Origin of the sequence: Microbacterium mcarthurae (genome assembly GCF_046064585.1) — a bacterium.
Taxonomy (GTDB): domain Bacteria; phylum Actinomycetota; class Actinomycetes; order Actinomycetales; family Microbacteriaceae; genus Microbacterium; species Microbacterium mcarthurae.
This window is the reverse complement of the sequence record NZ_JAROCE010000004.1, coordinates 199,333-218,855: the sequence shown is the minus strand read 5'-3', so window position 1 is coordinate 218,855 and position 19,523 is coordinate 199,333. Positions and strand designations below refer to the sequence as shown.

At 70.4% G+C, this 19,523-nt stretch carries 18 protein-coding genes; 2 read left to right on the top strand and 16 right to left on the bottom strand.

Features of this window, described 5'->3' with window-relative positions; translation table 11 throughout:
* Positions 1-26 precede the first annotated feature (26 nt).
* The 3 genes from P5G46_RS13415 to P5G46_RS13405 all read right to left on the bottom strand — a co-directional run bounded on the left by P5G46_RS13415 (position 27) and on the right by P5G46_RS13405 (position 4,227).
* On the bottom strand, positions 27-1,055 hold the full coding sequence (locus P5G46_RS13415; RefSeq protein WP_239277170.1) for a 6-phosphofructokinase: 1,029 nt from the start codon (positions 1,053-1,055) through the stop codon (positions 27-29).
* Positions 1,056-1,254: 199 nt separating this feature from the next.
* Positions 1,255-3,411 carry a DEAD/DEAH box helicase gene (locus P5G46_RS13410; protein WP_408905887.1) on the bottom strand — a complete coding sequence of 719 codons (2,157 nt, stop codon included), beginning with the start codon at positions 3,409-3,411 and terminating at the stop codon, positions 1,255-1,257.
* Between the two features lie 195 nt (positions 3,412-3,606).
* Positions 3,607-4,227, bottom strand: coding sequence for a hypothetical protein (locus tag P5G46_RS13405; RefSeq protein WP_408905886.1), 621 nt, complete (start codon positions 4,225-4,227; stop codon positions 3,607-3,609).
* 130 nt (positions 4,228-4,357) lie between these two features.
* Between P5G46_RS13405 and P5G46_RS13400 the strand changes: the two genes are divergently transcribed.
* Entirely contained in the window at positions 4,358-5,725 is a 1,368-nt protein-coding gene (locus tag P5G46_RS13400; protein ID WP_408905885.1) for an MFS transporter, read from the top strand.
* A gap of 116 nt (positions 5,726-5,841) precedes the next feature.
* Here the strand turns inward: P5G46_RS13400 and P5G46_RS13395 are convergent, their stop codons facing one another.
* From P5G46_RS13395 to P5G46_RS13375, 5 genes are read right to left on the bottom strand one after another with little or no spacing between them, the layout of a single operon-like run.
* Positions 5,842-6,786, bottom strand: coding sequence for a bifunctional riboflavin kinase/FAD synthetase (locus tag P5G46_RS13395; RefSeq protein WP_239277166.1), 945 nt, complete (start codon positions 6,784-6,786; stop codon positions 5,842-5,844).
* A complete protein-coding gene (locus P5G46_RS13390; RefSeq protein WP_239277165.1) occupies positions 6,783-7,202 on the bottom strand; it encodes a hypothetical protein in 420 nt (139 codons plus the stop codon). Before P5G46_RS13390 ends, P5G46_RS13395 begins: the two co-directional genes overlap by 4 nt.
* 55 nt (positions 7,203-7,257) lie before the next feature.
* Positions 7,258-7,626, bottom strand: a complete 369-nt coding sequence (locus P5G46_RS13385; RefSeq protein ID WP_239277164.1) for a hypothetical protein — start codon at positions 7,624-7,626, stop codon at positions 7,258-7,260.
* Positions 7,623-8,516, bottom strand: coding sequence for a tRNA pseudouridine(55) synthase TruB (truB, locus tag P5G46_RS13380; RefSeq protein ID WP_239277163.1), 894 nt, complete (start codon positions 8,514-8,516; stop codon positions 7,623-7,625). Before truB ends, P5G46_RS13385 begins: the two co-directional genes overlap by 4 nt.
* Positions 8,516-9,019 (bottom strand): nucleoside/nucleotide kinase family protein, encoded by a 504-nt coding sequence (locus tag P5G46_RS13375; protein ID WP_239277162.1) that lies wholly within the window; start codon positions 9,017-9,019, stop codon positions 8,516-8,518. The genes truB and P5G46_RS13375 overlap by 1 nt, the downstream gene beginning before the upstream one ends.
* 187 nt (positions 9,020-9,206) lie before the next feature.
* On the opposite strand from P5G46_RS13375, the gene P5G46_RS13370 reads away from it, so the two are divergent.
* Positions 9,207-10,073 (top strand): HhH-GPD family protein, encoded by an 867-nt coding sequence (locus P5G46_RS13370; protein ID WP_408905884.1) that lies wholly within the window; start codon positions 9,207-9,209, stop codon positions 10,071-10,073.
* Between the two features lie 27 nt (positions 10,074-10,100).
* On the opposite strand, the gene P5G46_RS13365 is transcribed toward P5G46_RS13370, so the two are convergent.
* From P5G46_RS13365 to P5G46_RS13330, 8 genes are all read right to left on the bottom strand, one after another.
* On the bottom strand, positions 10,101-10,553 hold the full coding sequence (locus P5G46_RS13365; RefSeq protein ID WP_408905883.1) for a CPBP family intramembrane glutamic endopeptidase: 453 nt from the start codon (positions 10,551-10,553) through the stop codon (positions 10,101-10,103).
* A complete protein-coding gene (locus P5G46_RS13360; RefSeq protein ID WP_408905882.1) occupies positions 10,496-11,074 on the bottom strand; it encodes a hypothetical protein in 579 nt (192 codons plus the stop codon). The genes P5G46_RS13365 and P5G46_RS13360 overlap by 58 nt, the downstream gene beginning before the upstream one ends.
* Before the next feature lie 132 nt (positions 11,075-11,206).
* Positions 11,207-11,656: a 30S ribosome-binding factor RbfA gene (gene rbfA, locus P5G46_RS13355; RefSeq protein ID WP_239277159.1), complete on the bottom strand. Its 450-nt coding sequence runs from the start codon at positions 11,654-11,656 to the stop codon at positions 11,207-11,209.
* Between the two features lie 67 nt (positions 11,657-11,723).
* On the bottom strand, positions 11,724-14,528 hold the full coding sequence (gene infB / locus P5G46_RS13350; RefSeq protein WP_408905881.1) for a translation initiation factor IF-2: 2,805 nt from the start codon (positions 14,526-14,528) through the stop codon (positions 11,724-11,726).
* 93 nt (positions 14,529-14,621) lie between these two features.
* Positions 14,622-14,873 carry a YlxR family protein gene (locus tag P5G46_RS13345; RefSeq protein WP_239278520.1) on the bottom strand — a complete coding sequence of 84 codons (252 nt, stop codon included), beginning with the start codon at positions 14,871-14,873 and terminating at the stop codon, positions 14,622-14,624.
* A 33-nt stretch (positions 14,874-14,906) separates the two neighbouring features.
* Positions 14,907-15,896 carry a transcription termination factor NusA gene (gene nusA / locus P5G46_RS13340; protein ID WP_239278530.1) on the bottom strand — a complete coding sequence of 330 codons (990 nt, stop codon included), beginning with the start codon at positions 15,894-15,896 and terminating at the stop codon, positions 14,907-14,909.
* 285 nt (positions 15,897-16,181) lie between these two features.
* Positions 16,182-16,784 carry an HD domain-containing protein gene (locus P5G46_RS13335; RefSeq protein WP_375094494.1) on the bottom strand — a complete coding sequence of 201 codons (603 nt, stop codon included), beginning with the start codon at positions 16,782-16,784 and terminating at the stop codon, positions 16,182-16,184.
* 139 nt (positions 16,785-16,923) lie between these two features.
* Positions 16,924-19,428 carry a glycogen/starch/alpha-glucan phosphorylase gene (locus tag P5G46_RS13330; protein ID WP_408905880.1) on the bottom strand — a complete coding sequence of 835 codons (2,505 nt, stop codon included), beginning with the start codon at positions 19,426-19,428 and terminating at the stop codon, positions 16,924-16,926.
* Positions 19,429-19,523 lie beyond the last annotated feature (95 nt).

Below are 19,523 nucleotides of genomic sequence, written 5' to 3'. Positions count from 1 at the left end.
CCTGTTCTCGGTGCCGGAAGGCGGGCTCAGCCGAACAGCGCGGCGGCCTCTTCGTAGCGGTAGAGGGGGACGCTGTTGAGCTCGCCGAGGGCGTCGGCGAACGGGACGCGGATGATGTCGGTGCCGCGCATGGCGACCATCTGCCCCCATGCGCCGTCGGCGAGGGCGTCGGCGGCGTGCAGGCCGAGACGCGTCGCGAGGACACGGTCGAACGCGGAGGGTGAGCCACCCCGCTGGATGTGCCCGAGCACGGTGGCGCGGGTCTCGATGCCGGTGAGCCGTTCGATCTCGGGGGCCAGCAGCTCGCCGATGCCGCCGAGGCGGGGGCGGTTGAAGGCATCCAGCCCCTTATCGCTGAAGGCCTCTTCCATGCCCTTCAGCTTGAATCCCTCGGACACGACCACCAGCGGTGCGCGACCGCGGTCGTGGGCGCGGGTGACCTGCTCGACGATCTCGTCGATCGACATCGGCACCTCGGGGATGCAGATGACGTGCGCACCCGCCGCGATGCCCGCGTGCAGGGCGATCCAGCCGACGTGCCGGCCCATGACCTCGGCGACCATGCAGCGCTGGTGCGAGTCGCCCGTGGTGCGCAGGCGGTCCATGGCATCCGTCGCGATGTTCACGGCGGTGTCGAAGCCGAACGAGTAATCCGTGGCGCGCAAATCGTTGTCGATGGTCTTGGGCACACCGAGGACGTTGATGCCGTCGTTCGAGAGCCGGTCGGCGGCGGCGAGTGTGCCCTCGCCGCCGATGGCCAGGATGCCGTCGATGCGGTGCCCGTACAGCGTCTTGGAAATGTTCTCGGCGCCCCCGCGCACCCCCTCGTAGGGGTTGGTGCGGCTGGTGCCGAGGATCGTTCCGCCGACCTTGGACAGGCCCTTCACCTCGTGGCGGGTCAGCGGGAAGAAGTCGCCGTCCACGACGCCACGCCAGCCGTCGCGGATGCCGACGAACTCGATGTCGTGGTTGGTCGTGCCCTTGAGCACGACGCCACGAATGACGGCGTTCAGGCCGGGGCAGTCTCCGCCGCTGGTCAGGATGCCGATCTTCATGCTGTGAACCTCGCTAGTCGGGTGATCGAGTCGGCGACGCTGCCGCGTTCGACCTTACTGCCCCACCCGCCGCGCCCGCCAAACGACGGCCGAAGGACGCGGGTTGCGTTCCCTCGTCCTGCCCCGCACGCGGAAACGCCGGGAGCCGGCGCGTGCACGCCAGAACGCCCCGGCAGCGCCGGGGCGTTCGAGAAGGGGGTCAGGCGCCGAGCGCTTGGCGCAGCAGGTGCATGAGCGCGGAGAGCTGGACCGAGTCGCTCGAACCCGGTTCGATGGCGAGGCCGTCGAGGGCGCGCTGCGCGAGGCCTTCCTTCGAGTCGATGAGCTCGGCGATCTTCGTGTCGATCGTGTGCGCGGCGATGATGCGCCACGCGGTGACCGGCTCCTCCTGACCGATGCGGTGCACGCGGTCGATCGCCTGCGTCTGCTCGGCGGCGGTCCACGACAGCTCGGCCAGCACGACGTTCGACGCCGCCTGCATGTTCAGTCCGACACCGGCGGCGGTGAGCGAGCACACCGCGATTCCCACGGCGGGGTCGCCGTTGAACGCGTCGATCGCGGCCTGACGCGCGGTGGAGGTCTGATCTCCGCGCACCGACACCGCCTTGAGGCCGGATGCCTTGAAATGCGCCTCCGCGGCGTCCATGACGTCGATGTGCTTGGCGAAGAAAACGACCTTGCCCACCGAACGCTGCAGCTGCACCGCGTAGTCGGCGGCGAGTTGCGCCTTGGCCTGACCGATGCGCCGGACCATCGTGAAGACGTTCTCGGAGCCGGTCCCGGCGGCTTTGCTCTCTTCCAGCTCACCGTGCGCGACCAGGCGCACGATGTCGTCGTCGATCTCGCCGGGCGCGAGCCCGCGGTCGCCGCGGGCCTCGATGATGCGACGGTACTTCGCCGCGAGGCGCGCACCCAGTTCGCGCTCGGCCTGACGGATCGATCGACCGTACTCGTCGTCGAGCTCGACGGGGAGGTCGGCGATGAGCTTGTCGGGGAGGTCGGCGGCGACGTCCTTCTTCTTCCGCCGCACGATGCCCATCGAGATCACGGCCTCACGCGCTTCGGGGTAGAACGCCTTGTCGGCGGGCGTCAGGCCCGTGGCATCCAGTTTCTCCATCAGCTCGGGGCCGGGCTTCTCGCCGTTGGTCCAGCCGAGGAAGCGCCAGATCGCGTCGAAGTCCTCGACGTCGTTGATCAGCGGAGTACCGGTGAGTGCGAGCAGCAGCGGGTCGCGCGTCTGCTGACGGACCCGGGAGGCCAGGGCCAGCACGTTCTGCGAGCGCTGCGACGACAGGTTCTTGATGAAGTGCGCCTCGTCGACCGCGATGCCCTTCAGGCCGATCGACGACAGCCACGACAGGTGCCGGTCGAGGATCTCGTAGTTGACGATGAACACGTCGGCGAACGCGTCGATGTCGGCGCCGCTCCCCGAGATCACGGTGGCGCGACGGTGGGGCGTCCAGCGCTGCACCTCGCGCGCCCAGTTCATCTTCACGACGTTGGGCACGACGACCAGCAGCGGGTAGGCATCGGCGACGGAGGCCGCGAGCACCGATTCGGCGGTCTTGCCGAGACCCGGTTCGTCGGCGAGGAGGAAGGAGCGGTGTCCTTGGCGGACCGCCTCGAGGAAGCGGGACTGGTGCGGCATGACCTCGAGGCCGCGCGGTGAGACGCGGTCGAACTCGGGCACCGGGGGCAGTTCCATGCTCGCCGCCGAACCACCGGCACCGGTCTCGAACGCTTTGTACAGCGGGCCCATGAGCTCCCACCCGTCCAGGCGCCGACGGGGGGCGTCGCCCGCGGCGCGCGGAGTGAGGTCGGGAGCGAGGAAGGGGTTCGCCATCTGCCGCGCCTCGATGGACGGCGGAACGACCTGCTTCTCGGCGAGGGCCGCGGGCACGACGGGAGCTGCGGCGGGGGCGTTGTCGGTGATGATGAGCTCGTCGGGCGCCAGTTCGGCGCCGGACTCGAGCAGCCAGTCGCGGCGCATCCGACGCGCGACGGGCGAGGTGGCCTGATCGACCTCGAGCAGCTGGATGAGCGAGGTGTCGCGTGCGGCGGTCTTGGCCAGGATCGTGGCCACGCCGTCGAGGCGCTTGAGCAGCTCGGCGCGAGCGGCGTCGGTGATCTCGGTGTCGGCCTTGACGCGGGCGCGCTCCTCGCGCACGAGGAAGGCGATCACCTGGAACTTCACGCGGTTGGTGGGGCCGAGCTTGCCGCGCTGGGCCTTGGCTTCGACCTCGCGCACCTTGCGAGCGAGGATGGGGATGACGGGGGCCTCGTCGTCGCGACGGGATGACGAGGTCTTGCGGCGCCGTTGGCTCGAGCCTCGGGCGGCGGTTGCCGTGGTCGGCATGCTCCTCCTGAGCGTGTCGTCCGGATATGTCCGGGACGTCCGGCCTGACGCCGGTGGATCAGTGACCCCGGAGAACGCCGCGAGACGCGCCGCCTGAGCGGCCGTGCCTGCGACCCGCTACGCGTCTTCACCGGAACGGCTCGCAAGGAGGCGGGTGACGGGGTCGGCACCTATTCTAGCGCGTCCCCGTGCCCATCACTCGCCCACCGTCGAGAGGATGTCTTCCGTGTACCCGTCGGGGTCGAAGTTGATCCACGACGTACTGATCCAGATCTCGCCCCGGAGCGCGTGCACTTCGCCCCGCTCGAACGGCACGTCGTCCAATGACACACCACGCTGTTCGAGGCGGCAGATCGTCGCATCACCGCGATCCTCGCATCCGAACCCGTTTGTGGTGAGAGTGTCACGAACGACGGTGGCCTGCGCGCTGTCGACGATCGACACCGTGGTTGCGAGGCCCCGCTCGCTCGGGCCTCCCCACGAGCAGCGCAGCGTCGGTACGACCTCGAGCAGCTCCAGCAAAGGGGCCTGCTGCGTGGAGAGAAGGGTCACACCGGGGTCATTCAGCGGCGGGTTCTGCTCCTCCAGCGCCGCACGCATGGCATCCGAATAGATGTCGTCGCACGAGCCGGGAAGAGTTGTCGTCGGTGTCACCGTCGACGTCGGGATCGGCGTAGGCGTCCCGGGGTCGTCCGCAACCGGAGCACCGGCGCTGGGTGAGTCGGTCGGAACAGGTTCGGGCACACACGCGGCGAGGGCGACGGCCAGCACCGCTGCGACGGAGCCGGCGGCAAGAGCACGGACGAGGGCGGGCATGGAAACCTCCGGGGATCGTCTCGACCCTAACCCGATCGCGCCGGCGGGAGAGGTCGCCCCGCGGGCGTGCCGTTCCGCCTCGTGGCGCTGATCAGGTCCGGCCCACCGCGGCCGCCCCTACGCTGGGCGCATGGCGGAACGGATGTCGCGCGATCAGCGCGTGGTGCTGACGGTCGCCGTGCTCGCCTCCTTCGTCTCGTTCTTGGACGGCACCGTCGTCAACGTCGCACTCCCCGCCATCTCGCGCGACCTCGGCGGTGGCTTGTCCACCCAGCAATGGGTAGTCGATGCGTATCTGGTCACGCTCGGGGCGTTCATCCTCGTGGCGGGAACCCTGAGCGACGTGCTCGGCCGCACTCTCGTGCTCCGCATCGGTCTCGTCGGCTTCGGCATCACCTCCGTCGCGATCGCCGCGGCCCCCACGGCGGAGTTCCTCGTCGTTGCGCGCGCCCTGCAGGGCGTGGCGGGCGCGCTGCTCGTGCCGAGTTCGCTCGCGCTGATCACCTCGACGTTTCGTGGCGCCGCGCAGGCCCGTGCGATCGGGATCTGGACCGGTGCCACCACCGTCGCGATGATCGCCGGTCCCCTCATCGGCGGGGTGTTCGTCGACGCTCTGTCGTGGCGCCTGGTCTTCCTCGTCAACGTCCTCCCCATCGCGCTGACGCTCTGGCTCATGGCGCGGCGAGCGCATGCCGATCACCGACGCCCCGGAGCCCGTGTCGACGTGCTCGGCGCCGTGCTGTGCGCGGCGGGGCTGGGCGGGATCGTCTTCGCCCTCATCGAACAGCCGAATCTCGGGTGGGGCTCGCCCCTGATCTGGGTGCCGGGGGCGCTGGGCGTCGCCGCGTTCACGGGTTTCCTCGTGCGCCAGCGTGTCGCGCGCGAGCCCCTGATGCCTCTCGACCTCTTCCGCTCCCGCAACTTCTGGGCGGGAAACCTCACGACGATGTTCGTCTACGCCGCGCTGTCGCTGAACGGCTTCGTCCTGAGCGTGTACCTGCAGCAGGGCGCGGGGCTGTCCGCGACCCTGGCCGGGCTGGCCTCTCTGCCCAGCACACTGCTGATGATCGCCCTGAGCTCACGCATGGGGGCCCTGTCGGGTCGCTTCGGTCCGCGCCTGTTCATGACGATCGGGCCGGCCGTCATGGCGATCGGCGCCTTGCTGCTGCTCTCCGTGCGGCCCGAGTTCGACTACTGGACTCAGGTGCTGCCGGGGGTCGTGGTGTTCGGACTGGGGTTGACGGCGACGGTGTCGCCACTGACGGCGGCGGTCCTCGGCGCGATCGAGACCGAACGCTCCGGCATCGCCTCGGCGGTGAACAACGCCGTCTCGCGGGTCGCGGGACTGCTGGCGATCGCCGCGGTGTCCGCGGTGGCGGGCGGCGCGCTCGACCTCGACGGATTCCACCGCGCCGCCGTCTTCACCGCCGTGTTGATGGCTCTCGGTGCCGCGACGTCGTTCCTCGGCATCCGCAATCATCTGTCGCGACGGGACTGAGGCCCGTTCGCGGGAAGGCGTCCGCGCAGCCCTGACGCCCCTTCTCGGGGAAAGCGTCCGCGCAGCCCGTCTCTCGCTTCCGCGAACGCCGAGGAGTCGGCGCACGCCCGTCGAGGTCAGTGCAGGATGCCGCGCACGCGCTCGACGTCGTCGGCCATCTGCACCAGCAGGGCGTCGACGCCGTCGAAGGCCGCCATTCCGCGCACCCGTTCGACGAAGCGCACTTCGACGTGGTGCCCGTAGAGGTCGAGGTCGGTCTCGTCGAGGACGTACACCTCGACCTGGCGGGCGTGCACGTCGTCGAACGTCGGGTTGGTGCCGATGCTGATGGCGGACGGGTAGCTGATGCGCCGCGTCCCGTCGACGTCGATCAGCCAGCCCGCATAGACGCCGTCCGCGGGGACGAAGCCCTCGAGATCGGGCGACAGGTTGGCCGTGGGGTACCCCAGTTCACGCCCCCGTTTGAGGCCGTGCACGACCTCGCCCCACACCGACGGCCAGCGCCCCAGAAGCCGTGTCGCGGTGGCGATGTCGCCGGCGGAGAGAGCCTCACGGATCCACGTCGACGACACCCGGCGATCGGCGTGGACCGCGCGGACATCGTCCACCACGTCGACGCGGAAGCCGTGCGCGCTCCCCATCCGCTCCAGCAACGCGGGATCGCCCGCTCCTCCGGCACCGAAGCGGAAGTCCCGACCGACGAGCACGGTGCGCGCGGCGAGCGCGTCGACGAGCACGCGTCGCACGAACTCCTCGGCGGGCACCGCGGCAAGGGCCTCGTCGAAGGTCAGCAGCAGGGTGGCATCCACGCCCGCGCGCTCGAGGAGTTCGAGTTTCTGGTGCGGCCCGATGACGTCGGGCGGGCAGGTGTCGGGTCGGAGCACGCTGAGCGGGTTGCGGTCGAAAGTGACGGCGACGACCTCGGCCCCGTCGGCGGCCTCGACCCGCGCGCGGTCGATGACCGCCCGGTGCCCGGTGTGGACGCCGTCGAACTTGCCGATCGCCACGACCGACGGCCCGAAGCCCGCGGGAACCTCCGCGGGGTCTCGGAAGACGATCACGACGCCGCCCGGCGGTGTCGCACGAGCCACCACAGGCCGAGGAAGGGCAGCACGAGCGGGATGAACAGGTAGCCGACGCCGTACACCGACCACACCGTGGGGTGCTGGAAGAGCGCGGGCAGCACGAGGCTGAGGGTGCCGACCACGAGGACGCCCACCAGCTCGAAACCGATCGCGACCCAGGCGACGCGGTACCACGCGGGACGTCCCGAGAAGATCAGCGCGAGCGTCGCGAGGACGTACACCACCGCGGCCAGCGCGGACAGGGTGTACGCGACCGGCGCCTCGTCGAACTCGCGGACGATCTGCACGAACGACCGCCCCGTGGCGGCGAGCGCCATGATGCCGTAGACGATCACGAGGACCCGGCCGATGCCGGTCATTCCGCGGGTGCGGGCGGGAGTGGTGGATGCCATGACCTTCCGAGTCTAGTTCGGTCGCGGCCCGCGCTCGCGGTGCGGCGGGGGCCGCTCAGGCCACCTGGACCGTCCAGATCACGTGCATGCGCCACACCATGACGGCGACGGCGAGCGCGGCGACGCCCATGATGACCGTGCTCCACCGGCTGCGCTCGATGAGCGCCCACGCCGCGCCGGCGGGCGGCAGCAGGGCGGCGGAGACGAGGTAGGTCCAGTACTCCAGCAGACTGCCGGTCGGCGGGTTTCCCGCGAACGGCGCGATGAGGGCGACCACGATCTGCGCGATGAGGAGGAGCTCGATGAGGGCGAGCGCTCCGACGGTGAGGTCGGACGGGCGCCGTCCGGCCAACCCGGCGACGACCGCCACGACACCCGCGAGCACCGCAACGCCCACCTGGATGAGCGTGAACCACAGAATCACGGCGCGACCTCCTCGGGCATGTTCATGACGCTCTTGAGCTGACTCCCCCGGCGCTCCACGATGCCCACGAGGCGGCCGTCGGGATCGATCGCGGCGGCCCGCTCCCCCGTCAGCCGACCGCCGCCGTCGATGCGCTTGCCGTGCCGGAGATCGCGGGCGTCGTCTCCGCTCACGGCGAGGGCGCCGACGACCGTCGCGGCGGCGACGGCGGGGGTGACGAGCGCGCTCTCGGCGATGTCGTCGACGGATGCCGCGGATGCCACGTCGAACGGGCCGATGCGCGCGCGGCGAAGAGCGGTGAGGTGGCCGCCGACACCGAGGGCGCGTCCGAGGTCGCGGGCGAGCGCGCGGATGTACGTGCCGCTCGAGCAATCCACGACGACATCGAGGGCGATCGACGTTTCCTCGCGACGCGTGCCCCGCACGTCGAAGCGCGACACCGTCACGTGCCGCGCCTTGAGCTCCACCGTCTCGCCGGCACGGGCGCGGTCGTAGGCGCGGCGCCCTTGCACCTTGATGGCGGACACGGTGCTCGGCACCTGCGCGATGTCGCCGGTGAGATCGGCGATGCCCGCGGCGATCGCCTCGTCGGTCACGGCCGCGAGGTCAGCGGCATCCGCCCGTGCCGTCTCCGCACCGTCGGCGTCGTCGCTGTCGGTCGTGACACCGAGGAGGATCGTCGCTTCGTAGGTCTTGTCGGCACCGACGATGTAGGTGAGCAGACGCGTGGCGCCCTCGACTCCGAGGACGAGCAGGCCCGTCGCCATCGGGTCCAGCGTGCCCGCGTGCCCGACTTTGCGGGTTCCGAGGGCGCGCCGCGCCCGCGCGACGACGTCGTGGCTGGTGATGCCCCCCGGCTTGTCGACCAGGAGGATGCCGGCGCCGACCATCAGCAGAAGTCGCCGAACACCTGAACCGGGTGCGCGGGGTCGGAGTTCTCGACGATCACGGAGGCGGCGGCGCGCGGTCGGGACTCGCGGAGGTACTGCTTCTCGGCGTCGGGTAGCTCCGGGCGCGGGGTGCCGACGGGAGGGTTCGCCTCGAGCCACACCGACCAGTTCCACAGACCGCGCAGCCCTGCCGCGTGCAGGAAACGGCCGTCGATGACGAGGACCGCGCTCGCGGGCGCGGGTCCGCCGTCGTCGAAGGGCTCCCCCGCGCGGAACGGCGCGACGAGCCGCTCGCGCGCGTCCTCGGCGCCGTCGGCGAGGGTCGCGCGGAAGACGGCGGTTCCGTCCTCGCCGACCGCCGCGGCGAAACCGTCGGCGAAGGCCGCGGCGGCAGCGGCATCCAGGGCGTCGACGGCCACGACGAGACGTCCGTTGCCCGCGTTCTGGCGCAGGAGGTCGCGCAGACTCCGCTGCAGGGTCTCGACGGCGTTCTCGCTCGGCATACCCTCCAGCCTACGGTCGCCGCCGGGCTCCCGCCCCTCGGTGGCCCACTGCTCGGGCGTCCGCGCGCGTCGGTCCGGCGGCATAAACGCGATCCGCGCGGAGAAACGGCGGGGCAGCGTGTTTCCGCGCGTGGATCGCGTTTATGCCCGCGGGCACCCGGACCGCGCGGGCTCGTAGGGTGGAGGGATGCCAGGAATCGCCGCGCCGCTGATCGCGTGGTACCGCGACCACGCCCGCGACCTCCCCTGGCGTCGCCCCGGCTTCGGTGCGTGGGGCACGCTCGTGAGCGAGTTCATGCTGCAGCAGACCCCCGTGACCCGCGTCATCCCGCACCTCGAGGCGTGGCTGCAGCGATGGCCGACCCCGGCCGCCCTCGCCGCGGCTGCTCCCGCCGAGGCGGTGACGCAGTGGGCGAACCTCGGGTACCCGCGCCGCGCGCTGTGGCTGCACCGCGCCGCGGTGGAGATTCGCGACCGCCACGACGGCATCGTTCCGCGCGACGTCGATGCGCTGCTCGCGCTCACCGGCATCGGCGACTACACCGCCCGCGCCGTGGCGGTGTTCGCCTACGGGGATCGGCATCCCGTCGTCGACACCAACACGCGCCGCGTCCTCGCCCGGGTCGTCGACGGCGCGGCGCAGCCGGGGCCGCCGGGAAAGTCGGACCTCGTGCGCATGACCGCCGAACTCCCCGACGACATCGGCGAGGCCGCGGTCGTCAACGCGGCCGCGATGGAGCTCGGAGCGATCGTCTGCACCGCCCGTTCACCCCGATGCGGCGTCTGCCCGCTGGCGGCGCGCTGCGCGTGGCGGGCCGCGGGCTACCCGGCCTCCGAGGACCGGCGTCGTCGACAGGCCAAGTACGAGGGCAGCGACCGTCAGGCGCGGGGGGCCGTGCTGCGGGTGCTGCGCGAGGCGTCCCCCGCGCCCGTTCGCCTGGACGACGTCCTCCCCACCTGGCCGGACGCGTCGCAGCGGGATCGGGCGATCGACTCCCTCATCGCCGACGGTCTCGCCGAGGCTGCGGACGGCGCCCTCTTCCTCCCGCGCTGAGCACTTCTTCCGAAGGCGGAGGGCGCATCAGACGGTCGGCACCGGCGCGGCCCGCACGGGATCGGGGCCGAGTCGAGCGTCGAGCCGGTCGGCGCGGAATTGTCTCGTGAGCGCGAGCACCCCGATGACGATCGCGAACACCACCCACATGATCAGGCCGAGCGGGCCCGCGAGGACCGGCGCGGGCGTTGCCGAGCCCGCGGCGACGACGAGCGCCCCGAGTCCGGCCGAGGCGTTGAAGGCACCGTGCGCGAAGACCGCGGGCCACACGGATGCCGTGCGCAGGCGCGTCCATCCCAGCAGGATGCCGAAGAAGACGCACGCCATGACCATCATCAGCACACCGAAGGCGTTGGGCTCGAGGAAGTTGTACCCGAGCAGGATCAGCGGACTGTGCCAGAACCCCCAGAAAGCGCCCGAGATCAGCAGTGCCGGCCACACGCCGAGGGGCGCAGCGCGGGGAGCAGAAAACCGCGCCACCCCAGCTCCTCGCCGAACGCGAAGGGCGCGTTGATGACTGCCCCGATCGGAATCATGGCCACCTGGACGAGCGCGAGCAGAGCGATCGGCGGCAGCGGAGTCCCCGGCGGAACGGCGGCCTGGAGCGTCTGCGCGAAGCCGGAGAATCCGACCACGTCGAACGTCGCGAGACCGAGGGCCCCCACCCCCACAAGGCCCAGGGCGATCAGGAGCGGCGCCGCGACGATGACGGCGACGCACATCCAGATCGTGCGAGCCGCGGGGCGCAGAGGCCACATGCCGAGCTCACGCAGGACGACGCGAGCCCCCCGTCGCCCGTGCGTGCGCCGTTGGACGAGCAGCGCGGCGACGACCCCCAGAGCGGGCGTGAACATCATGGCCGCCGCCGTCAGCCCCAGGAACGGATCGGCCAGTCCCAGCCCGCGCAGCCACAGCGGCAGCGCGACGAGCCACGACAGCGCGACGGAGGTCACGGCGAAGACACCGATGGCGGGCCAGTCCGGGCGGGGCGAGACGGTCATGTCTCGACAGTACGAGGGCCCGGATGCCACGACCTCCCCCGCGCGAGGGAGACACCGGGATCCGTCGCACGGCGGAACACGAACGGCCGGACGCGCCCCCGCGGGGGTGGCATCCGGCCGTTCGTGTGCGGGTCAGTCGCGCTCGTCGTCCTCGTCGTCGTCGATCTCGCGCGGCTTGACGTACGGATCGGCCTCACCGGCGTAGCTCGCGCTCGCAGCGAGTCCGGCGACGGACTCATCGCGCTCGCGCGCCTCGCGCAAGAGCGCCGAGATGTGGTCGGCGTTCTCGGGGATCGCGTCGAGGATGAACTCGAGCGTGGGAGTGAGCCGCGTGTTGAGGTTCTTGCCGACCTCGCTGCGCAGCATGCCCGTCGCGGACTTGAGCGCCGCGGCCGTGTCGGCGCGGTGCGCCTCGTCACCCATGACGGTGTAGAACACCGAGGCGTGCTGCAGGTCGCCGGTCACGCGCACGTCGGTGATCGTCACGAAACCGAGCCGCGGGTCGCGCAGACCCCGCTCGAGACGCTCCGCAAGGACCACGCGAATGCGGTCGGCCACCCGTGCCTGTCGTTCCCCTGCCACTTCCTTCTCCTTCTCTGGGAGGACGGAACGGGGGCCGCGCCCGCGAGCGCGACCCCCGTTCGACGAATCAGCCTCGCGGCTTCTCGACCATCTCCGTGGTCTCGATCTCGTCGCCGACCTGGATGTCGTTGAACTTGCCCAGGCCGATACCGCACTCGAAGTCCGTGCGGACCTCGGTGACGTCGTCCTTGAAGCGGCGCAGCGACTCGATCTGCAGACCGTCGGCGAGCACCACTCCGTCGCGGATGACGCGCGCCTTGGCGTTGCGCGTGATCGTGCCCGAGCGGACGATGACACCGGCGATGTTGCCGAACTTCGAGGAACGGAACACCTCGCGGATCTCGGCCACACCCGACTGCACCTCTTCGAACTCCGGCTTGAGCAGGCCCTTGAGCGACTGCTCGACGTCGTCGATCGCGTTGTAGATGACGGAGTAGAACCGGACGTCCACGCCCTCGCGGGCGGCACGCTCGCGGGCCTTGGTGTCGGGACGGACGTTGAAGCCGATCACGATCGCGTTGTCGATCGTGGCCAGGTTGATGTCCGACTCGGTGATCGCACCCACACCGCGGTGGATGATGCGCAGCTGGACGCTGTCGTCGACCTCGATCTTGAGCAGCGACTCCTCGAGCGCCTCGACGGCACCCGACACGTCGCCCTTGATGATGAGGTTGAGCGACTCGACCTTGCCCTCTTCGAGAGCGCGGGTGAAGTCCTCGAGCGAGATGCGCTTACGGGCCTTGGCCAGCTGGGCGTTGCGCTCGGCGGCTTCGCGCTTCTCGGCGATCTGGCGCGCGGTGCGGTCTTCCTCGGTGACGATGAACACGTCGCCGGCACGCGGGACCGAGTTCAGACCCTGCACCTGGACCGGACGCGAGGGGTAGGCCTCGTCGACCGCTTCGCCGTTCTCGTCGATCATGGCGCGGACGCGGCCGTATGCCGTACCCGCGACGATCGCGTCGCCGACGCGCAGCGTTCCCGACTGGATGAGAACCGTCGCCACCGAACCGCGGCCCTTGTCGAGCTTCGCTTCGATCGCCACGCCGCGGGCGGCCTTGTTCGGGTTCGCCGTCAGGTCGAGACCGGCGTCGGCGGTCAGGAGCACAGCATCCAGGAGCTCCTGGATGTTGGTGCCCTGGCGAGCCGACACGTCGACGAACATGACGTCGCCGCCGTACTCCTCGGCGACCAGACCGTACTCGGTGAGCTGCTGGCGCACCTTGGCGGGGTTGGCATCCGGCTTGTCGACCTTGTTGACCGCGACCACGATCGGCACGTTCGCCGCCTGGGCGTGGTTCAGCGCCTCGACCGTCTGGGGCATGATGCCGTCGTCGGCCGCGACCACGAGGATCGCGATGTCGGTCACCTGCGCACCGCGGGCACGCATCGCGGTGAACGCCTCGTGACCCGGGGTGTCGATGAAGGTGATGGCGCGCTCGATGCCCTCGTGCTCGGTCCAGACCTGGTACGCACCGATGTGCTGCGTGATGCCACCGGCCTCGCCCGCCACGACGTTCGTCTGGCGGATGGCGTCGAGCAGTCGCGTCTTACCGTGGTCGACGTGGCCCATGACGGTGACCACGGGAGGACGGATCTCGAGGTCGTCCTCGCTCTCGGCCTCCAGTTCGGCGTCGAGGTCGAGACCGAAGCCCTCGAGGAGCTCTTTGTCCTCGTCCTCGGGCGAGACCATCTGGATCTTGTAGCCGAGCTCCTCGCCGAGCACCTCGAAGGTGGCCTCGTCGAGCGACTCGGTGGCCGTAGCCATCTCACCCAGGTTGAACAGGATGGTCACGAGCGTGCCGGGCTGCACGGTGTAGCCGCGCAGTGCCTCGAGCTTGTCGGCGAAGTCGGCGATCGACGCGCCGCGGCGCAGACGAATGATTTCGCCGTTGCCCTTGGAGACGTTGACGCCGCCGACGACCGGCGCCGACCGCATCTCGAACTCTTGCCGCTTCGCCCGACGCGACTTGCGCTGCTTGGACTTGCCGCCACCCTTACCGAAGGCGCCCGCGGTTCCACCGCCGGGGCCGCGGCCTCGGCCGCCACCGCCACCCGGACGACCGGCGAAGCCGCCGCCGGGAGCGCCGCCGGGACGCTGGAAGCCGCCGCCGGCACCACCGGGACGACCGGGGCCGCCGGGACGCTGCTGGAACGGAGCCCCCGGACGACCGCCGCCACCGGGGCGACCGGCACCGCCGGGACGCGGGGCACCGGGACGCGGGGCACCCGGACGCGGGGCCTGCGGGCGCGGGATGTTGCCGGGGGTCGGGCGCTGGCCCATGCCCTGCGCCGATGCGAAGGGGTTGTTGCCGGGGCGCGGCCCCGCGGGGCGCTGTCCCATGCCCTGCGACGACGCGAACGGGTTGTTGCCGGGGCGCGGCGTTCCCCCCGGGCGCGGCGCCTGCGGCGTCGCGCCGGCGGGGCCGGGCTTCGGGCCGCCGGGCTTCGGCGCCTGCGAAGCGGGAGCCGAGGGCGCGGGCGTCTCCGTGGCGGGCGACGACGGGGCCGACGCTGCCGGAGCGGGCGCGGCGGAAGGGGCGGCGGGAGCGGGCGCCGACGGAGCGGGCGCGCTCTTGGCCGCGGGACGCGCGGGTCCGGGCGTGGGCCCGGAGGGGCGGGTGCCGGGGGTGGCGGCCGGGCGAGCCGGGCCGGGACGGGCGCCGGGGCGCGCCGCACCGGCGGCGGGCTTGGCATCCGTCGATCCCGACGAGCCCTCGGCCGCGAGGGCGGCGCGGAGCTTACGGGCCACCGGGGGCTCGATGGTGGATGAGGGGCTCTTGACGAACTCGCCGAGCTCCTTCAGCTTCGCAAGCGCGACCTTGCTGTCGACGCCGAGCTCGGAAGCGATCTCGTGCACGCGTGGTTTTGCCACAATTCTCCTGTCTGAGGGCCTACCCCGGACAGGGCAGACCGTTAGTTGCGGACGGGTCTCATTTCGAGCCGTTCACTTCGTGTCCATAGCCGTTCAGCCGTTTCGCTGGAGGGTTGATTCGAAGGTCTGCGTGTCAAGCGGGCCTGACACACGCAATGCTCGTACGAAGGCGCGGCGTGCGAGAGCTTTCCCGACGCACGCGTCCGTCTCGTGCACCCACGCGCCCCGTCCCGGGAGGATCGCCCGCTCGTCTCTGACGAGGACCGACCCGTCCGCGACCACACGCAGAAGCGATGATCGGGGGGCACGTGCGCGGCATCCGACGCACGTTCGTACAGGTTCCATCGTACACCTCGCCGTCGTCCGGACGACGGACGCTCAGTTGTCTTCGAGGATGCTGTCGGGCTGGATGTCGATCTTGGCGCCGGTCAGTTTGGCGGCGAGGCGAGCGTTCTGGCCCTCCTTGCCGATCGCGAGCGACAGCTGATAGTCGGGCACGAGCGCCCGCACGGCCTTGGTCGACGCGTCGAGCACGAAGCTCGAGGTGACCTTGGCCGGAGACAGCGCGTTGGCCACGAACTTCGGCAGCTCGGCGTCGTAGTCGATGATGTCGATCTTCTCGCCGGCCAGTTCCTCGGTGACGGCGCGCACGCGTCGGCCGAGCTCGCCGATGCAGGCACCCTTGGCGTTGATCGTCGGGTCGTTCGCCTTGACGGCGATCTTGGTGCGGTGTCCGGCCTCGCGGGCGAGCGAGACGATCTCGACCAGGCCCGCGGCGATCTCGGGCACTTCGAGGGCGAAGAGCTTGCGGACCAGCCCGGGGTGCGTGCGCGACACCGTGATCTGGGGGCCCTTGTTGCCCTTCGCGACCGACGTGACGTACACGCGCAGGCGTGAACCGTGCGGGTAGGTCTCACCCGGCACCTGCTCCTCGGGAGGCAGGATCGCCTCGACGGTGCCGAGGTCGACGTGCACCATGCGGGGGTTGGGGCCCTGCTGGACGACGCCGGCGACGATGTCGCCCTCCTTGCCACGGAACTCCCCCAGCACGGCGTCATCGGCGATGTCGCGCAGACGCTGGCTGATGACCTGCTTGGCGGCGAAGGCGGCGATGCGACCGAAGTCGTCGGGCGCCTGCTCCTCCTCGCCGATCACGACGCCCTCCTCGTCGAGGACGGGCGTGTAAATGCCCACGTGACCGCTCTTGCGGTCGAGCTCGGCGCGCGCACCCGCCGGGATCTCACCGCTGGGCGAGATGTGCTTGGCGTAGGCGGTGAGGATCGCCTGTTCGATGATGCGCGCGAGTTCGTCGAAGGGGATCTCCTTCTCGCGTTCGATCGTCTTCAGAAGTGCCAGATCGATGTCCACAAGACCCTCCGTATTCAGCTCTCGTCGACGCGGAACGGCGCCGACAACCCTCCTACGATACCCGGATGCCGGCTCACCCGCGACCCTCACCGGAGAGGCATGGGACGCGGGGCGGCGCTGAGAGTGGCCCCCGCGTCGGTGTCGCGGGCGGCGCCGTGTACGACGGGCTGGTCGCTCTCGCGGCCCGGTAACACGGACCGCGTCTCGCCACGCGCGACGCTCGCGCTCGCGCGACCTACGACGTCCTCGGCATCGACGTCGAGCTCGTCGCCTGATCCCGGCTGGTCACCGGGCTTCCAGCGGATTCGCTGCGAGCTTCTCGAGCACTCCCCCGTCGACCAGGCGACGCGCGGCGGTATCGGGCTTGCGTTCGGCCTGATCCACCACGCACGCGCCGAACTCCGCCGCGAGGGCGCCCCGCGGGTACGCGTCGAGGACGTCGCGCACGAACTCCCGCGGCAGCGCGTCGGGCCGCGCCCCCGAGATGTCGAGTCCGGTCGCGATCTCGAGCAGGTAGCCCTCGGCATCTATCGCCGGGTCGACGCGCGGCCAGTTGTGCCGCACGATCACCTCGAGCGCGCGCTCGCGACGCTCGCTCTCCCAGCCGGCGCCCGCCGCGAGGGCGATCGCGACGTGACCTCCCGCATGCTCGTACGACAGCGTGTGGTTGTCGAACTCCGTGACGGTGCCGATGTCATGCAGCACCGCGGCGACATACAGGAGCTCGTGGTCGATGCCGGTGATGCCGTCGACGAGCGCGAAGGCTTCGGCCCACACCCAGGAGCGCAGGGCGTGCGCGGTGATCGCCTCCGATTGGTACTGCTCCGCGAGCGCGAGGGCGCCGCGAGCGGCGAGCGTGTCGGGGACGGAAAACTCGGACAGACGCATGGTTCCTCCTGGGGTGTGTTCCCACTCTCCCCGGGATACGCACCTCGCGCCCGCTTCGAACGGTCAGCTCTCGCCGCCTTCCCGCCAATCGCCGCGGGAACGACGGATGCCACGGCCCGCGAGCCGTGGCATCCGACGCTCAGTGCACCGGCGTGGCGTGCCAGATGCGGTCGAGGTAGTCGCGCATCGCCCGGTCGGAGGAGAAGAAACCGCTGCGCGCGACGTTCAGGATGGCCGACCGCACCCAGGCGTCCTGGTCGGCGTACGCTGCATCCACTCGTTCCTGGGCGTCGAGGTAGGAGCCGAAATCGGCCAGCGCCATGAAGCGGTCGTCGTACAGGAGGTTCGAGATGAGGGGCTCGAACACCGACCGGTCACCGCCCGAGAACGCCCCCGCGGCGATGAGGTCGATCGCCCGGCGCAGGCGTTCGTCCTCGTGGTAGAAGTCGGCGGGGCGGTAGCCCTCGGCCCACAGCGCCTCGACCTCGGGCTCGCTCATGCCGAAGAGGAAGAAGTTGTCGTCGCCGACGAGCTGGCGGATCTCGACGTTGGCGCCGTCGTCGGTGCCGATCGTGAGGGCTCCGTTGAGGGCGAGCTTCATGTTCCCCGTTCCCGAGGCTTCCTTGCCCGCGAGCGAGATCTGCTCCGACAGGTCGGCGGCGGGGATGATGCTCTCGGCGAGGGTCACGTTGTAGTTGGACGGGTACAGCACCTTCAGACGCCCCTCGACGCGGGGGTCGGCGTTGACGACCTCGCCGACGGCGTTGATGAGGTGGATGATGTGCTTCGCCATCGCGTACCCCGGCGCGGCCTTCGCCCCGAACAGGAACGTGCGGGGCTGGACCTTTTCGACGGGCACGCGGCCGGAGACGATCTCGTCGTACGCGCTGACGATGTGCAGGACTTTGAGCGTCTGGCGCTTGTACTCGTGCAGCCGCTTGATCATGACGTCGAGCAGATGGCCGTCGTCGATCGTGGTGCCGTCGCGGGCGGCGAGAACGCGACTCAGTCGACGTTTGTTGGCGGCCTTGACCGCCGCGAAACGCTCACGGAACTCGGGGTCGTCGGCGTAGGCCTCGAGCCCCCGGAGCCGTTCGAGGTCCACCGTCCAGCCCGCGCCGAGCGTCTCGGTGATGAGCGTCGACAGCTCGGGGTTGGCCAGGCGCAGAAAGCGGCGCGGCGTGACCCCGTTGGTGACATTGGTGAACTTCTCGGGCCACATGCGCGCGAAGTCCTTGAGCACGTTGTCGCGCAGCAGCTGCGAGTGCAGCTCGGCCACGCCGTTGACCTTCGACCCCGCGACCGTGGCGAGGTAGGCCATGCGCACGGAGCGGAACGGGTGCTCTCCGATGATCGACATGTCGCGGATGAGCATCTCGTCGTCACCGAAACGCTCCCGCACCTCGAGCAGGAAGGCATCGTTGATGCGGTAGATGATCTCGAGGTGGCGCGGCAGCAGACGCCCCAGGAGGTCGACCGACCACACTTCGAGCGCCTCGGGCAGCAGCGTGTGGCAGGTGTAGGCGAAGCACTTCTGCGTGATGGCCCACGCGGCATCCCATTCCATGCCCTTCTCATCGACGAGCACCCGCATGAGCTCGGGCACCCCGATCACGGGGTGAGTGTCGTTGAGCTGGAAGATGACACGCTCGGGCAGCTTCGTCAGGTCGAACCCGTCGGGCAGGACGTGCTCGACAAAATCGGCGATGGATGCCGCGACGAAGAAGTACTGCTGCTGCAGCCGCAGCTCCTTCCCCTGGGGCGTGGAGTCCTCGGGGTAGAGCACCTTGGAGATGTTCTCGGCGAAGGTCTGCGCGCGCACCGACGCGACGTAGTCGCCGGAGTTGAACGTGTGCAGGTCGAAAGCGTTCGTGGCCACCGCGCGCCACAGCCGCAGGGTGTTGACGCGGCCGTTGTGATAGCCGGGGACCATCATGTTGTACGGCACGGCGAGGACGTTCCACTCCGGCACCCAGCGCGTGCGCTCGACGCCGTCGTCGTCGTACGTCTCGGTGCGACCGCCGAACGAGATGGTCTGCGCCGCCTCGGGGTGCGGGAAATCCCACGGCGAGCCCAGCCGCAGCCACGCGTCGGGCTGCTCGACCTGCTGGCCGTCGGCGAAGGCCTGCCGGAAGATGCCGTACTCGTAGCGGATGCCGTACCCGATCGTCGGGATGCTCATCGTCGCGAGGGAGTCGATGAAGCATGCCGCGAGCCGGCCGAGGCCGCCGTTGCCGAGGCCCGGCTCGATCTCGAGCGCGCGGAGGTCATCGATGTCGATGCCGCACTGCGCCAGGGCCTCGGTGGCGATCTCGGTCAGCCGAGCGGCCAAGAGGTTGTTGTCGAGCTGCCGTCCGAGCAGATACTCCGCCGACAGGTAGCACACCGTCTTGGACTGCTGCCGACTCTGCTGAGCCTGATCGTCGAGCCAGCGCGCCATGAGGTAGTCGCGGACCGTCCCCGCCAGGGCCAGATAACGGTCGTTGTCATCGGATGTCGACAGGGCGACACCCTGGTCGAAGTTGAGGTTCTGCAGGAACCGCCGGACGAAACCGTCGACCGAGGCCGGCGGAGCGGCGACGGGGGCCAGCGCGAGCGGGTGGGTCGGGCGGAGCTCAGACGCGGAGGGAGTGTTCTCGGGCACGGTTCGACCGTAATCAGAACCCACGGCGAGCGCCAAGAGGGAACGCGATCGACACAGGATCTTCACCGCGCCGCCGCACGGACGACGCGCGTGCG